Annotated in this window: 15 protein-coding genes; 6 read left to right on the top strand and 9 right to left on the bottom strand. The window is 57.8% G+C overall.

Annotation, left to right across the window (positions count from 1 at the left end; all coding sequences use genetic code 11):
- Positions 1-11 precede the first annotated feature (11 nt).
- Together ACTQ33_RS07105 and ACTQ33_RS07100 are read right to left on the bottom strand one after the other, a co-directional pair.
- Positions 12-551, bottom strand: a complete 540-nt coding sequence (locus ACTQ33_RS07105) for a flavodoxin family protein (protein WP_441463393.1) — start codon at positions 549-551, stop codon at positions 12-14.
- Entirely contained in the window at positions 548-1,129 is a 582-nt protein-coding gene (locus ACTQ33_RS07100) for a sugar O-acetyltransferase (protein ID WP_441463391.1), read from the bottom strand. Before ACTQ33_RS07100 ends, ACTQ33_RS07105 begins: the two co-directional genes overlap by 4 nt.
- 222 nt (positions 1,130-1,351) lie before the next feature.
- Here ACTQ33_RS07100 and ACTQ33_RS07095 point away from each other — a divergent pair, with 222 nt between their 5' ends.
- The 3 genes from ACTQ33_RS07095 (at position 1,352) to ACTQ33_RS07085 (ending at position 4,137) form a co-directional block, all read left to right on the top strand.
- The gene (locus tag ACTQ33_RS07095; RefSeq protein ID WP_441463389.1) at positions 1,352-2,698 is read left to right on the top strand and encodes an MATE family efflux transporter; all 1,347 of its coding nucleotides are present in this window, start codon (positions 1,352-1,354) and stop codon (positions 2,696-2,698) included.
- 151 nt (positions 2,699-2,849) lie between these two features.
- Positions 2,850-3,386, top strand: a complete 537-nt coding sequence (locus tag ACTQ33_RS07090; RefSeq protein WP_441463387.1) for a DUF4303 domain-containing protein — start codon at positions 2,850-2,852, stop codon at positions 3,384-3,386.
- Between the two features lie 247 nt (positions 3,387-3,633).
- Entirely contained in the window at positions 3,634-4,137 is a 504-nt protein-coding gene (locus ACTQ33_RS07085; protein ID WP_441463385.1) for a hypothetical protein, read from the top strand.
- Positions 4,138-4,243: 106 nt separating this feature from the next.
- Here ACTQ33_RS07085 and ACTQ33_RS07080 read toward each other — a convergent pair whose 3' ends face one another.
- From ACTQ33_RS07080 to ACTQ33_RS07065, 4 genes are all read right to left on the bottom strand, one after another.
- Positions 4,244-5,230: an ABC transporter permease gene (locus ACTQ33_RS07080; RefSeq protein ID WP_441463383.1), complete on the bottom strand. Its 987-nt coding sequence runs from the start codon at positions 5,228-5,230 to the stop codon at positions 4,244-4,246.
- On the bottom strand, positions 5,227-6,336 hold the full coding sequence (locus ACTQ33_RS07075; RefSeq protein WP_441463381.1) for an ABC transporter permease: 1,110 nt from the start codon (positions 6,334-6,336) through the stop codon (positions 5,227-5,229). The genes ACTQ33_RS07080 and ACTQ33_RS07075 overlap by 4 nt, the downstream gene beginning before the upstream one ends.
- Positions 6,333-7,874, bottom strand: a complete 1,542-nt coding sequence (locus tag ACTQ33_RS07070) for an ABC transporter ATP-binding protein (protein WP_441463539.1) — start codon at positions 7,872-7,874, stop codon at positions 6,333-6,335. Before ACTQ33_RS07070 ends, ACTQ33_RS07075 begins: the two co-directional genes overlap by 4 nt.
- A gap of 75 nt (positions 7,875-7,949) precedes the next feature.
- Positions 7,950-9,248, bottom strand: coding sequence for a BMP family ABC transporter substrate-binding protein (locus tag ACTQ33_RS07065; RefSeq protein WP_441463379.1), 1,299 nt, complete (start codon positions 9,246-9,248; stop codon positions 7,950-7,952).
- A 360-nt stretch (positions 9,249-9,608) separates the two neighbouring features.
- Here ACTQ33_RS07065 and ACTQ33_RS07060 point away from each other — a divergent pair, with 360 nt between their 5' ends.
- A complete protein-coding gene (locus tag ACTQ33_RS07060; RefSeq protein ID WP_441463377.1) occupies positions 9,609-9,755 on the top strand; it encodes a hypothetical protein in 147 nt (48 codons plus the stop codon).
- Between the two features lie 172 nt (positions 9,756-9,927).
- On the opposite strand, the gene arcC is transcribed toward ACTQ33_RS07060, so the two are convergent.
- From arcC to ACTQ33_RS07045, 3 genes are all read right to left on the bottom strand, one after another.
- The gene (gene arcC / locus ACTQ33_RS07055; RefSeq protein ID WP_441463375.1) at positions 9,928-10,869 is read right to left on the bottom strand and encodes a carbamate kinase; all 942 of its coding nucleotides are present in this window, start codon (positions 10,867-10,869) and stop codon (positions 9,928-9,930) included.
- A gap of 70 nt (positions 10,870-10,939) precedes the next feature.
- On the bottom strand, positions 10,940-12,133 hold the full coding sequence (gene ygeW / locus ACTQ33_RS07050) for a knotted carbamoyltransferase YgeW (protein ID WP_441463373.1): 1,194 nt from the start codon (positions 12,131-12,133) through the stop codon (positions 10,940-10,942).
- Between the two features lie 47 nt (positions 12,134-12,180).
- The gene (locus ACTQ33_RS07045) at positions 12,181-13,593 is read right to left on the bottom strand and encodes a YgeY family selenium metabolism-linked hydrolase (protein WP_441463371.1); all 1,413 of its coding nucleotides are present in this window, start codon (positions 13,591-13,593) and stop codon (positions 12,181-12,183) included.
- 246 nt (positions 13,594-13,839) lie between these two features.
- Between ACTQ33_RS07045 and ACTQ33_RS07040 the strand changes: the two genes are divergently transcribed.
- Both ACTQ33_RS07040 and ACTQ33_RS07035 read left to right on the top strand, forming a co-directional pair.
- Entirely contained in the window at positions 13,840-14,493 is a 654-nt protein-coding gene (locus ACTQ33_RS07040) for a helix-turn-helix transcriptional regulator (RefSeq protein WP_441463369.1), read from the top strand.
- Complete coding sequence (locus ACTQ33_RS07035; protein ID WP_441463367.1) at positions 14,490-15,965, top strand: pyridoxal-5-phosphate-dependent protein subunit beta; 1,476 nt, start codon at positions 14,490-14,492, stop codon at positions 15,963-15,965. Before ACTQ33_RS07040 ends, ACTQ33_RS07035 begins: the two co-directional genes overlap by 4 nt.
- The last annotated feature ends 36 nt before the right edge of the window (positions 15,966-16,001 follow it).

Raw genomic sequence — 16,001 nt, 5'->3', positions numbered from 1 at the left:
CACAATCCTCCTCAAATTGCTTTACCGGCTTCAAAGGCCCGCTGCAATGCCGGGTGTCCCTGAATTTCGCCCACAGCTGTAACGCCGCCGGCAAAGACCGTTCCGGCGAAACGGGCTTTTTCAAAGCAATCAATCCAACCCTGAAGACCCGTCACCGCACCGTCCACGGTGTGTTCGTCCGCTTCCGCCGCCGCGGCCAGAAGGTAGATGTCCCGGAATTGATATGCGGCAGGGAACAGGGGATTGGCCCGGTCCAGCAGGGTTTTCATCTGACCGCACATGCCGTAATAATAGATGGGTGTGGCAAAGGCGATGACGTCGGCGGTCAGCATCTTTTGGGTGATGGCGTCGGCATCGTCCCGCAGGATGCAGCGTTGGGTGCTCTGACAGGAGAGACAGCCCTTGCAGAATCCGATGGTTTTATCGTACAGCGGAATCTTTTCCACCTGGTTTCCGGCCGCCTGGGCGCCGCGGACAAAGGCGTCGGCCAAGGCATCGGAGTTGCCGCCCTTCCGGGGGCTGGTGGAAAGGACCAAAACCGTTTTGCTCATGGAAGTTCCTCCTCGCTGATGGTTCGGATGGGTTTGGCAGGCACGCCGCCGACAACGGTGTTTTCGGGGACGTCCTTGGTGACCACGGCACCGGCGGCCACAATGGCCCCGTCTCCAATGGTCACGCCGGGCAGGACGATGGCCCCGGCGCCGATCCAGACTTTGTTGCCGATGTGAATGGGGGCGGGAACCATGTCGGCCCGATTCCGGGGAGACATGGCATGGTTGAGGGTAGCCAGCACCACATTGTGGCCGATGAGGGTATCGTCCCCAATGTAAATACCGCCCTGGTCCTGGAATTTACAGCCCATGTTGATAAAGACCCGCTTGCCGATGTGGATGTTCTTGCCGCAGTCGGTGTAAAAGGGCGGAAACAGTCCGAAGGTCTCGTCCACCGGTTGGCCGATGAGCTGGGAGAACAGGGTCCGCAGTTCTTCCGGCTCATGGTACCGGCCATTGAGTTCCGCCGTGATGCGCAGGGCCTCCTGGCTGGCGGTGTGCATGAACAGATGGGCTTCGCTGCCGCCGGACACGGGTGCGCCGCTGTTCAGATGATTCAAAAATGCTTCTAATTCCATCTTGCGCTCCTGTTCCAATGGTTTTTTCAATCTAATTGTATCATTCAACCGAGAGAATAACAAATACCTATATAGAATATCTTATTATGCTTAAAAACTATGGCAAAAAGCCGGTGTGGGTTTGTCTTGGAACGGTTGTTCCCGCCGGGGGTTCTGTGATAGAATACGAAAGGAATTTGCGGATGGAGACGGTTTCCATCCGACGGAGGCACGGAACAGAGGATGAAACGGGATTTGACCACCGGACCGGTGACGGCCACTATGGTGACCTTCGCCCTGCCCATGATTCTGGGCAATATTTTGCAGCAATGCTATAATCTGGCCGATACCTGGATGGTGGGCCACTACATCGGCGCCGACGCCCTGGGGGCCGTGGGCAGCGCCTATACCCTGATGACCTTTCTCACATCGTTGCTCATCGGCATGTGTATGGGCGCGGGGGCGCTGTTTTCCATTCGGTACGGACGCCGGGAGCTGGAGGCCATGCGGGAGTATATGGCCGCCTCCTTTGTGTTGATTCTGGCCATGACGGCGGTGCTGACGGCGTTGGCCTACGCTTTTTTGACGCCCATTCTGCGGCTGATGCAGACGCCGCCGGAGGTCTTTGACGCCATGGGCGATTATATGCGCGTCATTCTGGCGGGACTGATCTTTGTCTATCTCTATAACTATTTTGCCTATGTGCTCCGGGCTACGGGAAATTCCGTGGTGCCCCTGGTGTTTCTGGGGATCAGTACCGTTATGAACATCGGCCTGGATTATGTCTTTGTGGCGGTGCTGCACCGGGGCGTGGCCGGAGCCGCCGAGGCCACGGTCATCGCCCAGGCGGCGGCCGGGCTGGGCATCGCCGGGTATACGCTGCTGCGGGAACCGCTGCTGCCCCGGCCGGGACAGGGCGTGGCCATCCGCCGGAGTCGGATGGGGGAGATTCTCTCCTATGCGGCGGCCACCGGCGCACAGCAGTCGGTGATGAATTTCGGTATCCTGATGATTCAGGGATTGGTCAACAGCTTCGGCACTGCCGTCATGGCAGCCTTTGCCGCCGGTGTGAAAATTGACACCCTGGCTTATATGCCCGCCCAGGAGTTCGGCAACGCCTATTCCATCTTCATATCCCAGAACTACGGAGCGGGGAAGCGGGAGCGGATTCGCTCCGGCACCCGCAGTGCCGTGACGCTGGTACTGGTATTCTGCGCCCTGATCTCCCTGGCCGTCTGGCTGCTGGCTCCCCAGCTCATGGGCATTTTTCTAAGTCCTGAGGAGACGGAGGCGCTGGCGGTGGGCGTGTCGTATTTGCGCATTGAGGGCGCCTGTTATTGCGGTATCGGCGTACTGTTCCTGTTGTACGGGTACTTCCGGGCGGTGGAGCGGCCTAAAATCTCCCTGGTGCTGACGGTGGTTTCCCTGGGTACCCGGGTGGTGCTGGCCTATGTTCTGGCTCCCCAATTCGACGTGGCTGCCATCTGGTGGGCTATCCCCATCGGCTGGGTACTGGCCGACGGCACCGGTATTCTGCTGGGCCGCCGCAAACCGGCAAACGAAATTAAAAAGGGACCCGTTGCAGAATAAAACGGTTCTGCAACGAGTCCTGCTGTACGAGGATAGCCGGGACAGGCAATACAGCCAACAGGCGATAATGATTAGAGTTGTTCATAATCTTGTACTATATTTTACTTGAAGATACAGAGCTACCAATCGGAATTTTACGGAGGCTATTCAAATGGGCTTTCAAGAGGAATTAACAAATGAACTATACAGCGCAGTAAAAACAATTTTGACGGATTTATTTAGTAACAAAGAACGCTATTATTATATTACTTTAGCTACAGATGGCGGAGCACATACTCCTTGTATCTCGGCGTGGTCTTACGAAGCGTTATATAGGTGCGGTGCAGAAGTACAAGAGAAAATCAAATGGTCTTATGCCGATTCACCATATTGCTGTTGGAGGCAGGAAAGATTTGAAAAGGTTGAAAAGTTACTGTCATCCAGAAAAAACATATGGGATTTAGATGCAGAAGATTTTGAAACGGAATGCAGATTAAGATTTGAAGCTATGGAAATGGCTATGAATCGTTTAGATCAAGAAGGAATATTTGGTATAAATCAAAAGAGAAGTGATGTTGTTGTATTAGTAGAAGTCATGCCGCCTGATTATACAAATACAATACGGGCTTATAGAATGAATAGCACTGATTCCGAGATTTTTTCTGAATGGATAGAAGAAATTGCAGAGCCTCCAGAAGGTTCCATATAAACTGTTATTAGGGCAGCCGAGAAATCGACTGCCCTCTTGCTATGTTGACAGGCTGATAGAAACACCCAAGCCCCAAAAGCAGGATTGAAGAAAATCGCAAGACCAACTATAATGAAAATATGTAAGCGGCCTGGGGCAGGCAATACCGCTCACAGGCCAAAGGGATGTAGATTGGTTCACAATCTTATACTGGACTGTCTTCAAAAGCAAAGTTAAAAGCCAAAACTGGGATAGGAGAAATGTAGATATGAATAAAACAGTTCATTTAACGATTGATGGCATGGGAATTGTATTGTTTTCGGCAAAAACAATGGAGTATGTTGAACCGGGAAGCGATTTTCTGACGAACGAGTTTGACGCTCCGCAGCAAATTTCAGCGCATATCAGAAAGGGAGATATTACAGCGTTTTGCACTGGAAGTGGCGGAGATTTTATTTTGCATTTCTTAACTGGTCAACCCACTGCTGATATTATGGAACAATTTCCTATTTCGGCAAGATTAGGGCTAGATGTGCAAGGCGGATCTGTGCAATTCTGTGATATGTTCTGGACTTCTCGGTGGACTACCAACTTTCCGCAAGATCAAGTGATTCCCCTGGAGGATGGTTTTTATAGCATTGCAGTATGTACCCGTATGCCGGAGTCAGGATATTGGGGAGATAATCAGACCATTTATATTTATTTTGAGAAAGTAGACAAAATGCCCGAACTGACCTGGAGAGGAGTACCGTACCTATTTACAGAGGAATAAACTTTATATATCCTTCCTACTCATCAGCCCGGTACACAACAAAACGCAATAGACACCTACAAGGAGAAGCCCGTTGCAGAACGTTTGATTCTGCAACGGGCCTTTTTCATCGTTCTTCTCGGAAATAGCTGAGGCCCAGGGAGGCCGGCGGCTGATTTTCCCGCTTTTTGCGGATGCTGACGAGAATCAGAACAACGATGGTGACGATATAGGGAATCATCTTGAAAATCTCCTGGGAGCTGCGTCCCAGACCTTCGATGTAGTTGTAGAGCCAACGGAGATAGCCAAACAGATACGCGCCCCAGATGACATTGAGCGGTTTCCAGGTGGCGAAGATCACCAGGGCCACGGCCAGCCAGCCCAGGGACTCGATGGTGCCGTCGCTGGCCCAGGTGCCCTTGACGTAATCCATGGTGTAGTAGAGACCGCCCAGGCCGGAAATGCCAGCGCCCAGGCAGGTGGCCACATACTTGTAGCGGGTGACGTTGATACCGGCGGCGTCGGCGGTGGCGGGATTTTCACCCACAGCCCGCAGATTCAGGCCCGTGCGGGTGCGGTTGAGGAACCAGGCCATACAGACGGCCAGAACCAGGGCCACATAGACCAGGAAGCCATGGCCCAGAATTACCTTGCCGAAAGCGCCTAGGTCGTTGGCAAAGGGCAGGCTGGCCCGGTAGACGGCGGAGGTGGAGGCCACGGAAATCTGACCCACACCACCGGCCAGGGTGTTCAATGCGCCGCCAAAGAAATTGGCGATGCCGCCGCCGAAGATGGTCAGCGTCAGGCCGGTGACATTCTGGTTGACCCGCAGGGTGATGGTCAGAAAGCTGTAGAGGAGACCGCCCAGGCAGGAAGCGCCGAAGGCGAAGATCAGAGAGATCACCAGACAGAGGAAGCCGTTGGGGTCCGGGGTGGACATCTCATAGAAGAACGCACCGGCCAGACCGGCGATGGCGCCCAAATACATAATGCCGGGGACGCCCAGGTTCAGGTTGCCGGACTTCTCCGCCAGAATTTCACCCAACGCGCCGTAGAGAATGACGGTGCCGAAGATGATGGCGGACATGAAAAGCTGACTGCTGAAAATCGTCATGCGCCCTTGGCCTCCTTTCCGCTGCGGGGAATCAGACGGTAATTGATAAAGAATTCGCTGCCGATGATGCAGAACAGAATGATGCCGGTGATGACGTTGGCGGCGAAGTCGTTGAGACCGAACTGAGAGGCGATCTCAATGGCGCCCTGCTGCAAAAACACCAGCAGCAGAGAGATCAACAACATGACAAAGGTGTTGAACTTGGCGATCCAGGCCACGATGATGGCCGTAAAGCCCCGTCCGCCGGCGGTGTCCACGGAGATGGTGTGGTCCGCGCCGGCCACGGCGATGAATCCGGCCAGACCGCAGATGGCGCCGGAGAGGATCATGGTGCGGACGATGACCTTGGAGGGCTTGATGCCGGCGTACCGGGCCGTGTTGACGCTTTCGCCCAAAACGGCGATCTCATAGCCCTGCTTGGAGTAGCGCAGATAGATGTACATGCCCACGGTCAGCACCAGCACCAGCAGCACATTGAGGCCGCAGCTGATGCCGAAGAGCTCCGGGAACCAGCCGGAGCGGGTCTGCTGGTTGATCTGGCCCACCACATTGGAGCCGTAGGGATTTTCCCACAGGGAGACGCAATAGCTGGTCAGCTGAATGGCCACATAGTTGAGCATCAGGGTGAACAGCGTCTCGTTGGTGTTCCAGCGGGCCTTGAACAGGGCGGGAATCAGACCCCACACAGCGCCGGCGGCCAGACTGGCCACACCCATGACCACAAGCAGCAGCGGCGTGGGCATGGTGTTGCCCAGGTGGATCATCATACCGGCGGTGACAATGCCGCCGATGAGGACCTGACCTTCTGCGCCGATGTTCCAGAACCGCATTTTAAAGGCCGGAGCCAGACCGATGGCGATGCACAGCAGCGTCATAACCTCCCGGACTGTGATCCAGGTCCGGCGGGAGGTGCCGAACGCGCCGTCATACATGGCCTTGTAGACATCCACGGGGTTCAGCTTCGTCAGGGAGTAGATGAACAGGCCGCTGAGGACCAGGGCCAGAAACACGGCGGCCAGCCGAATGAGACAGCTTTTCCAGAGGGCGATGCCGTCCCGCTTGGCAATGCGCACCAGGGGGGCCGTATGGATGGCGGGAGAACTCATTGTGCAGCACCCTCCTTTTCCTGTAAATTGGTCATGCGGAGACCCACTTCCTCCTTGGTGGTGGTGCGGCCGTCCAGAATGCCGTTGACCTTGCCGGAGCACAGGACCAGAATCCGGTCGCACAGCTCCAGCAGCACGTCCAGGTCCTCGCCCACATAGACCACGGCCACGCCCTCCATCTTCTGCGCCGTCAGCAGATTATAAATGGTATAGGACGTGTTGATATCGAGGCCCCGGACGGCGTAGGCTGTCATCAGGACTTTGGGGGCGGCGGCGATTTCGCGGCCCACCAGCACCTTTTGGACGTTGCCGCCGGACAGGCGGCGAACCGGCGTATTGACGCCGGGGGTCACCACTTCCAGCTGCTCCCGGACCTGTTCGGCCAGTTTTTTGGGGTCCCGGCGGTTGGTGAAAATGGGCAGGCCCTTGCGGTAGCTGCGGAGCATCATATTGTCGGTCATGCCCATGGAGCCCACCAGACCCATGCCCAGCCGGTCTTCGGGAACAAAGGACAATGCCACACCGGCCTTTTTGATGGCCAGAGGGCTCATGCCCACCAGTTCTTTTTCCATCTGACTGCCGTCGTCGGCGGGGAAGTAGCGGATGGAGCCGGTCTCAATGCGCTGCAATCCCGCGATGGATTCCAACAGCTCCTTCTGGCCGCAGCCGGAGATACCGGCAATCCCCAGGATTTCGCCGCCGTAGACGTCGAAGGTCACGTCGTCCAGCGCCTTGACGCCGTACTGGTTCCGGACCGTCAGGCCACGGATTTCCAAACGCTTGATGCGTTCCTTGGGTTCGGGCCGGTCGATATTCAGCGTCACGGCGTGGCCCACCATCATGTCGGTGAGTTTTTGGGGGTCCGTGTCACAGGTGGCTACATCACCCACATAAGCGCCCTTGCGGAGCACCGCCACCCGGTCGGAAATCTCCATGACTTCGTGGAGCTTGTGGGTGATGATAACAATGGATTTGCCGTCGGCTTTCATATTGCGCAGCACGGCAAAGAGCCGGGCCGTCTCCTGCGGGGTCAGAACGGCAGTGGGCTCGTCAAGAATCAGAATATTGGCGCCGCGGTACAGCACCTTGACGATTTCCACCGTCTGCTTTTCCGATACGGACATGTCGTAGATTTTCTTTTCCGGGTCCACGGCAAAACCGTACTTGTCGCAGATTTCCCGGATGCGCCGGGCGGCGGCTTTGAGATCGAGGCGGCCCGGCTCCTTGAGGCCCAGGACGATGTTTTCCGTGGCCGTCAGCACATCCACCAGCTTGAAGTGCTGGTGAATCATACCGATGCCCAGATCAAAGGCGTCCTTGGGGGAATGGATGGTCACCGCCTTGCCGTTTACCAGAATCTCACCGGCATCGGGGTAGTAGATGCCGGAAAGCATGTTCATCAGCGTTGTCTTACCGCTGCCGTTCTCGCCCAGCAGGGACAGAATTTCGCCCCGGCGGATCTGTAAATCCACCCGGTCGTTGGCCACCACGGGGCCAAAGGTTTTGGTGACGCCGCGCAGCTCCACGGCGTATTCCATAGCCAAACAAATCACCCTTTCTGCAGGTATCACAAAGGGGGGCAAATGCCCCCCTTGCGGCTGGTGTTTCAGAGATTACTGTGCATTCAGTTCGGTGATGCCGTCGATACGCAGGGAGAAGTACGGGGCCGCACGGTGGACGGATTCCTCAAAGTAGCCGTCCTTGATGCACTCCACGGTGTCGCCTTCATAGATGACGTTGCCGGTGACAAAGTCCACAATGGACAGGTCGAAGGGAGCGGTGGTGACGGTCTCGCCGTCCACGGTGAATTTGCTGGTGTCGAAGATGTGGAGGGAGCCATCCTTCAGACCGGCCCAGGCGGCGTCCACGGCCTCCTGGGTGCCCTCGGCGCAGTTCTTGCCCAGGGCGGAGATGGACTGGGCGCCGTCGGCGTAGCCGCAGGCGAAGTCGGCGGGGATTTCCTCACCGGCCAGGAAGGTTTCCAGCGTGTGCTTGTAGAGGACGGACCAGACGTTCTGGGCGGAGGTCAGAGCGGCATCGGGCGCGGCGGCCTGCATGTCAATGTTATAGCCCACACTGTAGACGGGCTTGCCGGACTCCCAGGCAGCCTGGACGGCAGAGGGAGCGCCGGTGGAGTCGGCGTGCTGGCTGATGATGACGGCGCCGCGGTCCATAAGGACGTTGGCGGCCTCGGCCTCCTCCGTCAGGCCAAACCAGGTGTTGGTGTACTGGACTTCCATGGTGGCCTCAGGCACGATGGACTGGATGCCCAGCAGGAAAGCGGTATAGCCGGAAACCACTTCGGCGTAGGGGAACGCGCCCACATAGCCCACCTTGGCTTCGGTGACTTCGCCGTTGTCCAGCAGCTCCTTGAGCTTCATACCGGCCACAACGCCGGAGACGTACCGGGATTCATACGTATAGGGGAAAATGTTCTTGACGTTGGACATGCCGGAGACGGCGGCCTGATCGCCGGTGCAGGCCACAAAAATGGTGTCGGGGAACTCGGCGGCAGCCTGCATCATGTGGGTCTGATGGCCGTAGGAATCGGAGAAGATGATGTCACAGCCGGCGTCGGCCAGATCGGCGGCCATGTCGTAGCAGGTGGCGTCCTCAGGAATGTTCATCTTGTAGGTGACGTTCTCTTCGGGAATGCCCAGCTCGGTGCAGGCGGTCTTGATGCCCTCAATGTGGGCCATGTCGTAGGCGGAGTTCTCATCGTGGAGCAGGATTACACCCACCTGGATTTCTTCAGGGCTCATACCGGTGGTCTCTCCGGTGGAGTCGCCGGTGGTTTCGGTGGTGCCGGGTTCCTGAGCGGTGTCGCCGGTGGGGGCGTCGGTCTTGCTGCCGCAGGCGACCATGCCGAAGACCATGGTCAGGGACAGCAGAAGCGCAAGCAGTTTTTTCATTTTCATTCCTCCTGTTGTACGATGGGCCAGCAGGCCCGGCGGTCAGACGGGACATATGTCCTATCTGTGAACAACTCTATTTTACAGGAGAAACGGCAAAGTTACAATATGGCAACCTGAAAAAAGTGGAATTTGTGCAGATTGAACGAGGAAAAGCGTGATGATGGAGAAAAAACTAAAATATTTTTTTGGTGGCGGCCAAATTACCGGTAAAGGCGATGGAAAATAACAAAAAATTCCATAATACCATTGGCGTCAAGGAACGGCGGGGCCGCCTGGCCGTTGGCACGTAGTTGCCGTCCTGAAAATATGGTCGGACTGCCTATAGGGCGGGGCCTTGTTCCCGCCGCGTAACACGGTATGCATCTGCTCTGGTGCGTGGGTGGACGGCACCTGGTACGGCGCTGGTGGATGGACCACGCCGTCCACCCCGTGGGGGTGGCGGCGTGGTCCATGGCCGTTGGCCGGGGATTGCGCCATCTGCGGATGGCGCTTTGGAACGCTTGAGGGGTTTCGCCCGCTGCGGCGGGCGACCGGGGCTTTGCCCCTGGACCCCACGATTTTTTGAAAAAAATCGAGTAAAACTTTTATCTTTTTGGCTGTCAGGATCGCTTAGGGCGCAAAAAACCGGGCGCGCCGCAAATCATCGCGACGCACCCGGTGGGGGGGATAACAAAGATTATTGATGAATGGCCGTGCCGGTTTTACCGGCGATGCCGTCCCGTGCCTTATCCAGCAGGGTAATGAGAGCTGTGCGGCCGGGGGCCGACTTGGCGAAGCGGACGGCGGCCTGGACCTTGGGCAGCATGGAGCCGGGGGCGAAATGGCCTTCGGCAATGTACTGCTCGGCCTGGGCGGGGGTCAGCTCGCTGAGCCATTCCTGATCGGGCTGGCCGAAGCGGATGGCGACCTTCTCCACCGCCGTCAGGATGATGAGGGCGTCGGCGTTGAGCTGTTCAGCCAGGACGCAGGACGCGAAATCCTTGTCGATGACGGCAGCGGCGCCCTTGAGGTGATGGCCCTCGGTGCGGAAGACGGGAATACCGCCGCCGCCGCAGGCCACGACCACCAGACCGGCCTCCACCATGTCGCGGATGGACTCGATTTCCACAATGGACTGGGGCAGGGGAGAGGCCACCACGCGGCGATAGCCGCGGCCGGCGTCCTCCATGACCTCATAGCCGCGTTCGGCCACCAGCTTGTCGGCTTCTTCCTTGGTCATAAACGCGCCGATGGGCTTGGTGGGATGGGCAAATGCCGGGTCTTTGGGGTCCACTTCCACCTGGGTCAGCACCGTGGACACGCCTTTTTGAATGCCACGGTCCAGCAGTTCTTCCCGCAGGGCGTTTTGTAGATCGTAACCGATGTAGCCCTGGCTCATGGCCACGCAGACCGACAGGGGACAGGGAATGTACTTTTCGGGATCGGAGCGGGTCAGCTCGGCCATGGCCTTTTGCAGCATACCCACCTGGGGGCCGTTGCCATGGGCGATGACCACGTCGTTTCCGTCTTCAATGAGATCGGCGATAGCCCGGGCCGTCTCTTTGACGGCGATCATCTGCTCCGGCAGGGTGTTGCCCAGAGCGTTGCCGCCCAGGGCGATGACAATGCGCTTTCCCATAACTATTCTTACACCTCAATTAATTCAGAACCCGGCGGCTGAAGCCGCCGGGATTTGGTTGGTTTGTGAATTAGAACTCCTTGCGGGCCTCGCCCTTGGCGTCCAGGTCCATCAGGGCCTTGACGGGGTCCTTGACCTTGGCCAGGAAGATCATGGCGGCGATGATGTACGGCTTGTAGGAAGCCTCCTTGTACAGGGGCACCAGATAGCGGTCGAACACGGAGTTGTCGACTTCGCCTTCCTTGCAGGACAGGCCGGTGATATCGGCGGGCAGGCAGTGCATATACAGAGCCTTGCCGTCCTTCGTCAGCTTCATCATCTCTTCGGTGCAAGCCCAATCCTTGTGCTCGGCGTTCTGCGCCAGCAGCTTCTTCTCCAGCTCGTCAATGCCCTTCTGGTCGCCGGCGGCGTACAGCTTGGTGCGCTCCTCCATGGCGGCGAAGGGAGCCCAGCTCTTGGGGTAGACAATGTCGGCGTCCTTGAAAGCCTCGGCCATGGAGTTGGTCTTGGAGAAGCTGCCGCCGGAAGCAGCGGCGTTCTTCTTGGCGATCTCCTCCACCTCGGGCATGATCTCATAGCCCTCGGGATGGGCCAGAACCACATCCATACCGAAGCGGGTGAACAGGCCCACGATGCCCTGAGGCACGGACAGGGGCTTGCCGTAGGAGGGGGAGTAGGCCCAGCTCATGGCGACCTTCTTGCCCTTCAGGTTCTCCACGCCGCCGAAGTAGTGGATGACGTGCAGCATATCGGCCATGGCCTGGGTGGGATGGTCCACGTCGCACTGGAGGTTGACCAGGGTGGGCTGCTGCTCCAGGATGCCGTCGTAATAGCCTTCCTTCACGGCGTCCATGAAGGTCTTCTGGTACTTGTGGCCCTCGCCGATGAACATGTCGTCGCGGATGCCGATGACGTCGGCCATGAAGGAGACCATGTTGGCGGTCTCACGGACGGTCTCGCCGTGGGCGATCTGAGACTTCTTCTCGTCCAGGTCCTGAACGGCCAGGCCCAGCAGGTTGCAGGCGGAGGCGAAGGAGAAGCGGGTACGGGTGGAGTTGTCGCGGAAAATGGAGATGCCCAGACCGGAATCGAAAATCTTGGTGGAGATGTTGCGCTCCCGCAGGTCGCGCAGGGCGTCGGCCACGGTGAAGACAGCGTCGATCTCGTCGTCGGTCTTGTCCCAGGTCCAGTAGAAGTCGTCCTTGTACATGTTGTTGATCTTCAGCTTTTCCAGGTGCTGGGCCAGTTCCATCGCTTTGCTCATAGTTATTTTCCTCCTATATATGTATCAAAAACAGTGGCGTTGCCGTATTACTTGATGTCGTTGTTGGTCTTGCCGGCGCGGAACTGGGTCACGTCGTCGGTCTTGTTCTCCTCCTTGTACAGACCGGGAACGGCGGCGTACAGGGCGGCGCAGGTGACCAGGTCCTGCTTCCAGGTGATCTCGTTGGGGGCGTGGGCCTGGCTCTCAGCACCGGGGCCGAAGCCGACACAGGGGATGCCGTAACGGCCCTGGATGGCGACGCCGTTGGTGGAGAAGGTCCACTTATCGGTCAGGGGACGGCCATCACGCAGGTGCATGGCGTCGTACTTGGCCTCGCTGTCGGCATGTCCGATGCGCTTGTCGCCGAACAGAGCGTGGTGGGCATCGACGAGGGCCTGCACATGGGCGGCGGATTCCTTGTTGATCCAGGTGGGGAAGTAGCACTCGGTCTCGTAGACCTCGCCGGTCCAGGCGGGACGGTCATACATGTACATGGAGACCTTCACGTCGTCGCCGTACTTCTTGACGCTGGGCAGCTGGCGGATCTCCTCCAGGCAGGAATCCCAGGTCTCGCCGGCGGTCATGCGGCGGTCAATGGAGATGGAGCAGGAGTCGGCCACGGCGCAGCGGCTGGGGCTGGTGTAGAAAATCTGAGAGGTGGTGCAGGTGCCGCGGCCCAGGAACCGGGCGTCCTCGTAGTGGTCGGGGTTGTATTTGGGGTCCAGCATCTTCACGAGACCCTTGATCTCCACAGAGTCGTCGGCGGGGTTCTCATTGAGGGCCCGGACCTCCTGGAGAATGTCGGCCATCTTATAGATGGCGTTGTCGCCGCGCTCGGGGGCGGAGCCGTGGCAGGAGATGCCCTTGACGTCCACTCGGATCTCCATGCGGCCGCGGTGACCGCGGTAGATGCCGCCGTCGGTGGGCTCGGTGGAGATGACGAATTCCACCTGCTCCTTCTGGATGCCGTTGGCGGGGAAATACTTGTTGACAATGTACTGCCAGCACATGCCGTCGCAGTCCTCTTCCTGAACGGAGCCGACCACCATGATCTTGTAGTTGGCAGGGATCAGGCCCATGTCCTTCATGATCTTGACGCCGTAGACGGCGGAAGCCATACCGCCCTCCTGGTCGGAACCGCCGCGGCCGTAGATGACGTCGTCGGTCTCAAAGCCCTTGTAGGGATCGGCCTCCCAGTTGTTGATGTTGCCGATGCCGACGGTGTCGATATGGGAGTCGATGGCGATGATCTTCTCGCCCTGGCCCATCCAGCCGATGACGTTGCCCAGGCCGTCGAACTCCACCTTGTCGTAGCCCAGCTTCTCCATCTCGGCGGCAATGCGCTTGACGACGCCCTCTTCCTCACAGCTCTCGCTGGGAATGGCGATCATATCCCGCAGGAACTGGCTCATGTTGGCCTCATAACCCTTGGCTGCCTGCTTGATGGCTTCAAAGTTCATAGGTGACATCCTCCTCAAAAAATGACGGTTAAGTCGCTTTCTTTTTACCGGAAAAAATCGGGGCCGGGCCGCTGCCGCGACCCCTTTGCTGTCTCCATCATAGCACAAGTCTTGCAGATGTCAAACTAAATTTTTGTAATGCTGAAAATTTTTGTGAAACTCCATTGATTTTTTTGAATTTTATGGTATGATGGACCCATATAAAAATAGGTAGAGACGAAGCCACGTGCCAATGGAGGGATATCCATGCTGAAAGAACAGGAAATGCAGACGCTCAAGCAGATTGCCAAGGGGGTGGCCGAGCAGTTCGGCTCCAACTGTGAGGTGGTCATCCACGAGATTACGGAGAAAAGCGCCTACAGCTCCATCGTGGCCATCTATAACGGCCATGTGACGGGCCGCAAGCTGGGGGACGGTCCCTCCCATGTGGTATTGGAACAGCTGGGCAAGTCCGAACGGGACCCGTCGGACCATCCCAGCTATCTGACCCGGACCCCTGACGGTAAAATCCTAAAATCCACCTCCATCTATATCCGGGATGACAACGGCGAGGTGGCCGCCATCTTCTGCATCAACTTCGATATTTCGGCTCTGACCATGTTTGACCGGGCCCTTGGGGAATTGATTTCCCCCAAGGACACCCAGCAGAAGGAGCCGGAGCGCATCACCCTAAACGTCACCGACCTGCTGGATGATCTCATCCGCCAGTCGGTGGAGCTGGTGGGCAAGCCCGTGGCCATGATGAACAAGGATGACAAAGTAAAGGCCATCCAGTTCCTCAACAAGAACGGGGCGCTGCTCATCACCAAATCCGGCGACAAGATCGCAAAGCACTTTGGGATTTCCAAATATACGCTGTACTCGTATCTTGATGTGAAAACAGGAGGAGACAAAAAATGATTGATCTGTCCATCCACAAGGAAGGCCTGGCCCACAACATCCAGAAGGCCAAGGAAAACCACGTCATCATCCCCACCATCGCCCAGATGCAGCACCCGGAGACCATTCCCGAGAAGATTCAGGCCCGGTTGAAGAACATCGGCCTGTGGGATGTGGACCCCATGAACTTGTTCCGCATCACCTGGAAGAACGAGGCCAAGGAATTCGGCGGCCTGTATCAGGCGGTCCCCAACTACGTGGAGATTCCCTCCAGTCTGTCCGGCGTGCCCTGCCGCATCATCGCCATGGCCGGCAAGTGGTTCCCCACGGGCTGCCATAAGGTGGGCGCTTCCTTCGGCTGCCTGGCCCCCCGTCTCGTCACCGGCCAGTTTGACGCCACCTACCACCACGCCGTCTGGCCCTCCACCGGCAACTACTGCCGCGGCGGCGCGTTCAACTCCAAGCTGCTGGCCTGTGATTCCGTGGCCATCCTGCCGGCCGAAATGAGCAAGGAGCGCTTCGAGTGGCTCTCCAAGATTGCCGGACAGGTCATTGCCACCCCCGGCTGCGAGTCCAACGTCAAGGAGATTTTCGACAAGACGTGGGAGCTGAAGCAGGACCCCACCATGATGATCTTCAACCAGTTTGAGGAGATGGGCAACCCCCTGTGGCACTACAACGTCACCGGCAACGCATTGGCCGATCTGTTCGAGGCCATCAAGCGTCCCGGCGACACCTTTGCCGCCGCCGCCTTTACCTCCGGCTCCGCCGGTACCATGAGCGCCGGTGATCTGCTGAAGGACAAGTATCCCCACCTGAAGCTGGCCGTGGGCGAAGCCCTCCAGTGCCCCACCATCCTCAATAACGGCTTCGGCGGCCACCGCATCGAGGGCATCGGCGACAAGCACATCCCCTGGATTCACAACGTCAAGAACACCGATATGGCCATTGCCATCGACGACGAGGACTCCCAGAGACTGCTGCGGCTGTTCAATACCCCCGACGGCCAGAAGTACCTCAAGGAGGAGCTGGGCCTGGACGATGAGCTCATCGAGAAGCTGACCTGGCTGGGCATTTCCGGCATTGCCAATATCCTCTGCTGCATCAAGATGGCCAAGTACTACGAGCTGACGGAGCATGACGTGGTGGGTACGGTCCTCACCGACTCCGCCGTCATGTACCAGTCCCGCATCGAGGAGCTGAACGAGATGCACGGCCCGTATAATCTCCACGAGGCCGCTCTGGACCACAACCTGCATATGCTGGGCCTCAAGACCGACAGCATGATGGAGCTGACCTACGCCGAGCGCAAGCGGGTCCACAACCTCAAGTACTACACCTGGGTAGAGCAGCAGGCCCGCAGCGTCGAGGACCTCAACGCCCTGTGGTACGACACCAAGGGTACCTGGGACGCCGTCCACGCCCAGGCCAAGGACCTGGATGAGCTGATTAACGAGTTCAACGAGGCCACCGGCGTGCTCAAGGCCCTGTAAGTTCAAAAACGGTACATACGCCAACCGGGCGGGGCC

The sequence above is a fragment of the Candidatus Avoscillospira sp. LCP25S3_F1 genome (assembly GCF_052117125.1).
In the GTDB taxonomy this organism is placed as follows: domain Bacteria; phylum Bacillota; class Clostridia; order Oscillospirales; family Oscillospiraceae; genus Avoscillospira_A.
This window is presented reverse-complemented; position numbering and strand designations above follow the sequence as displayed.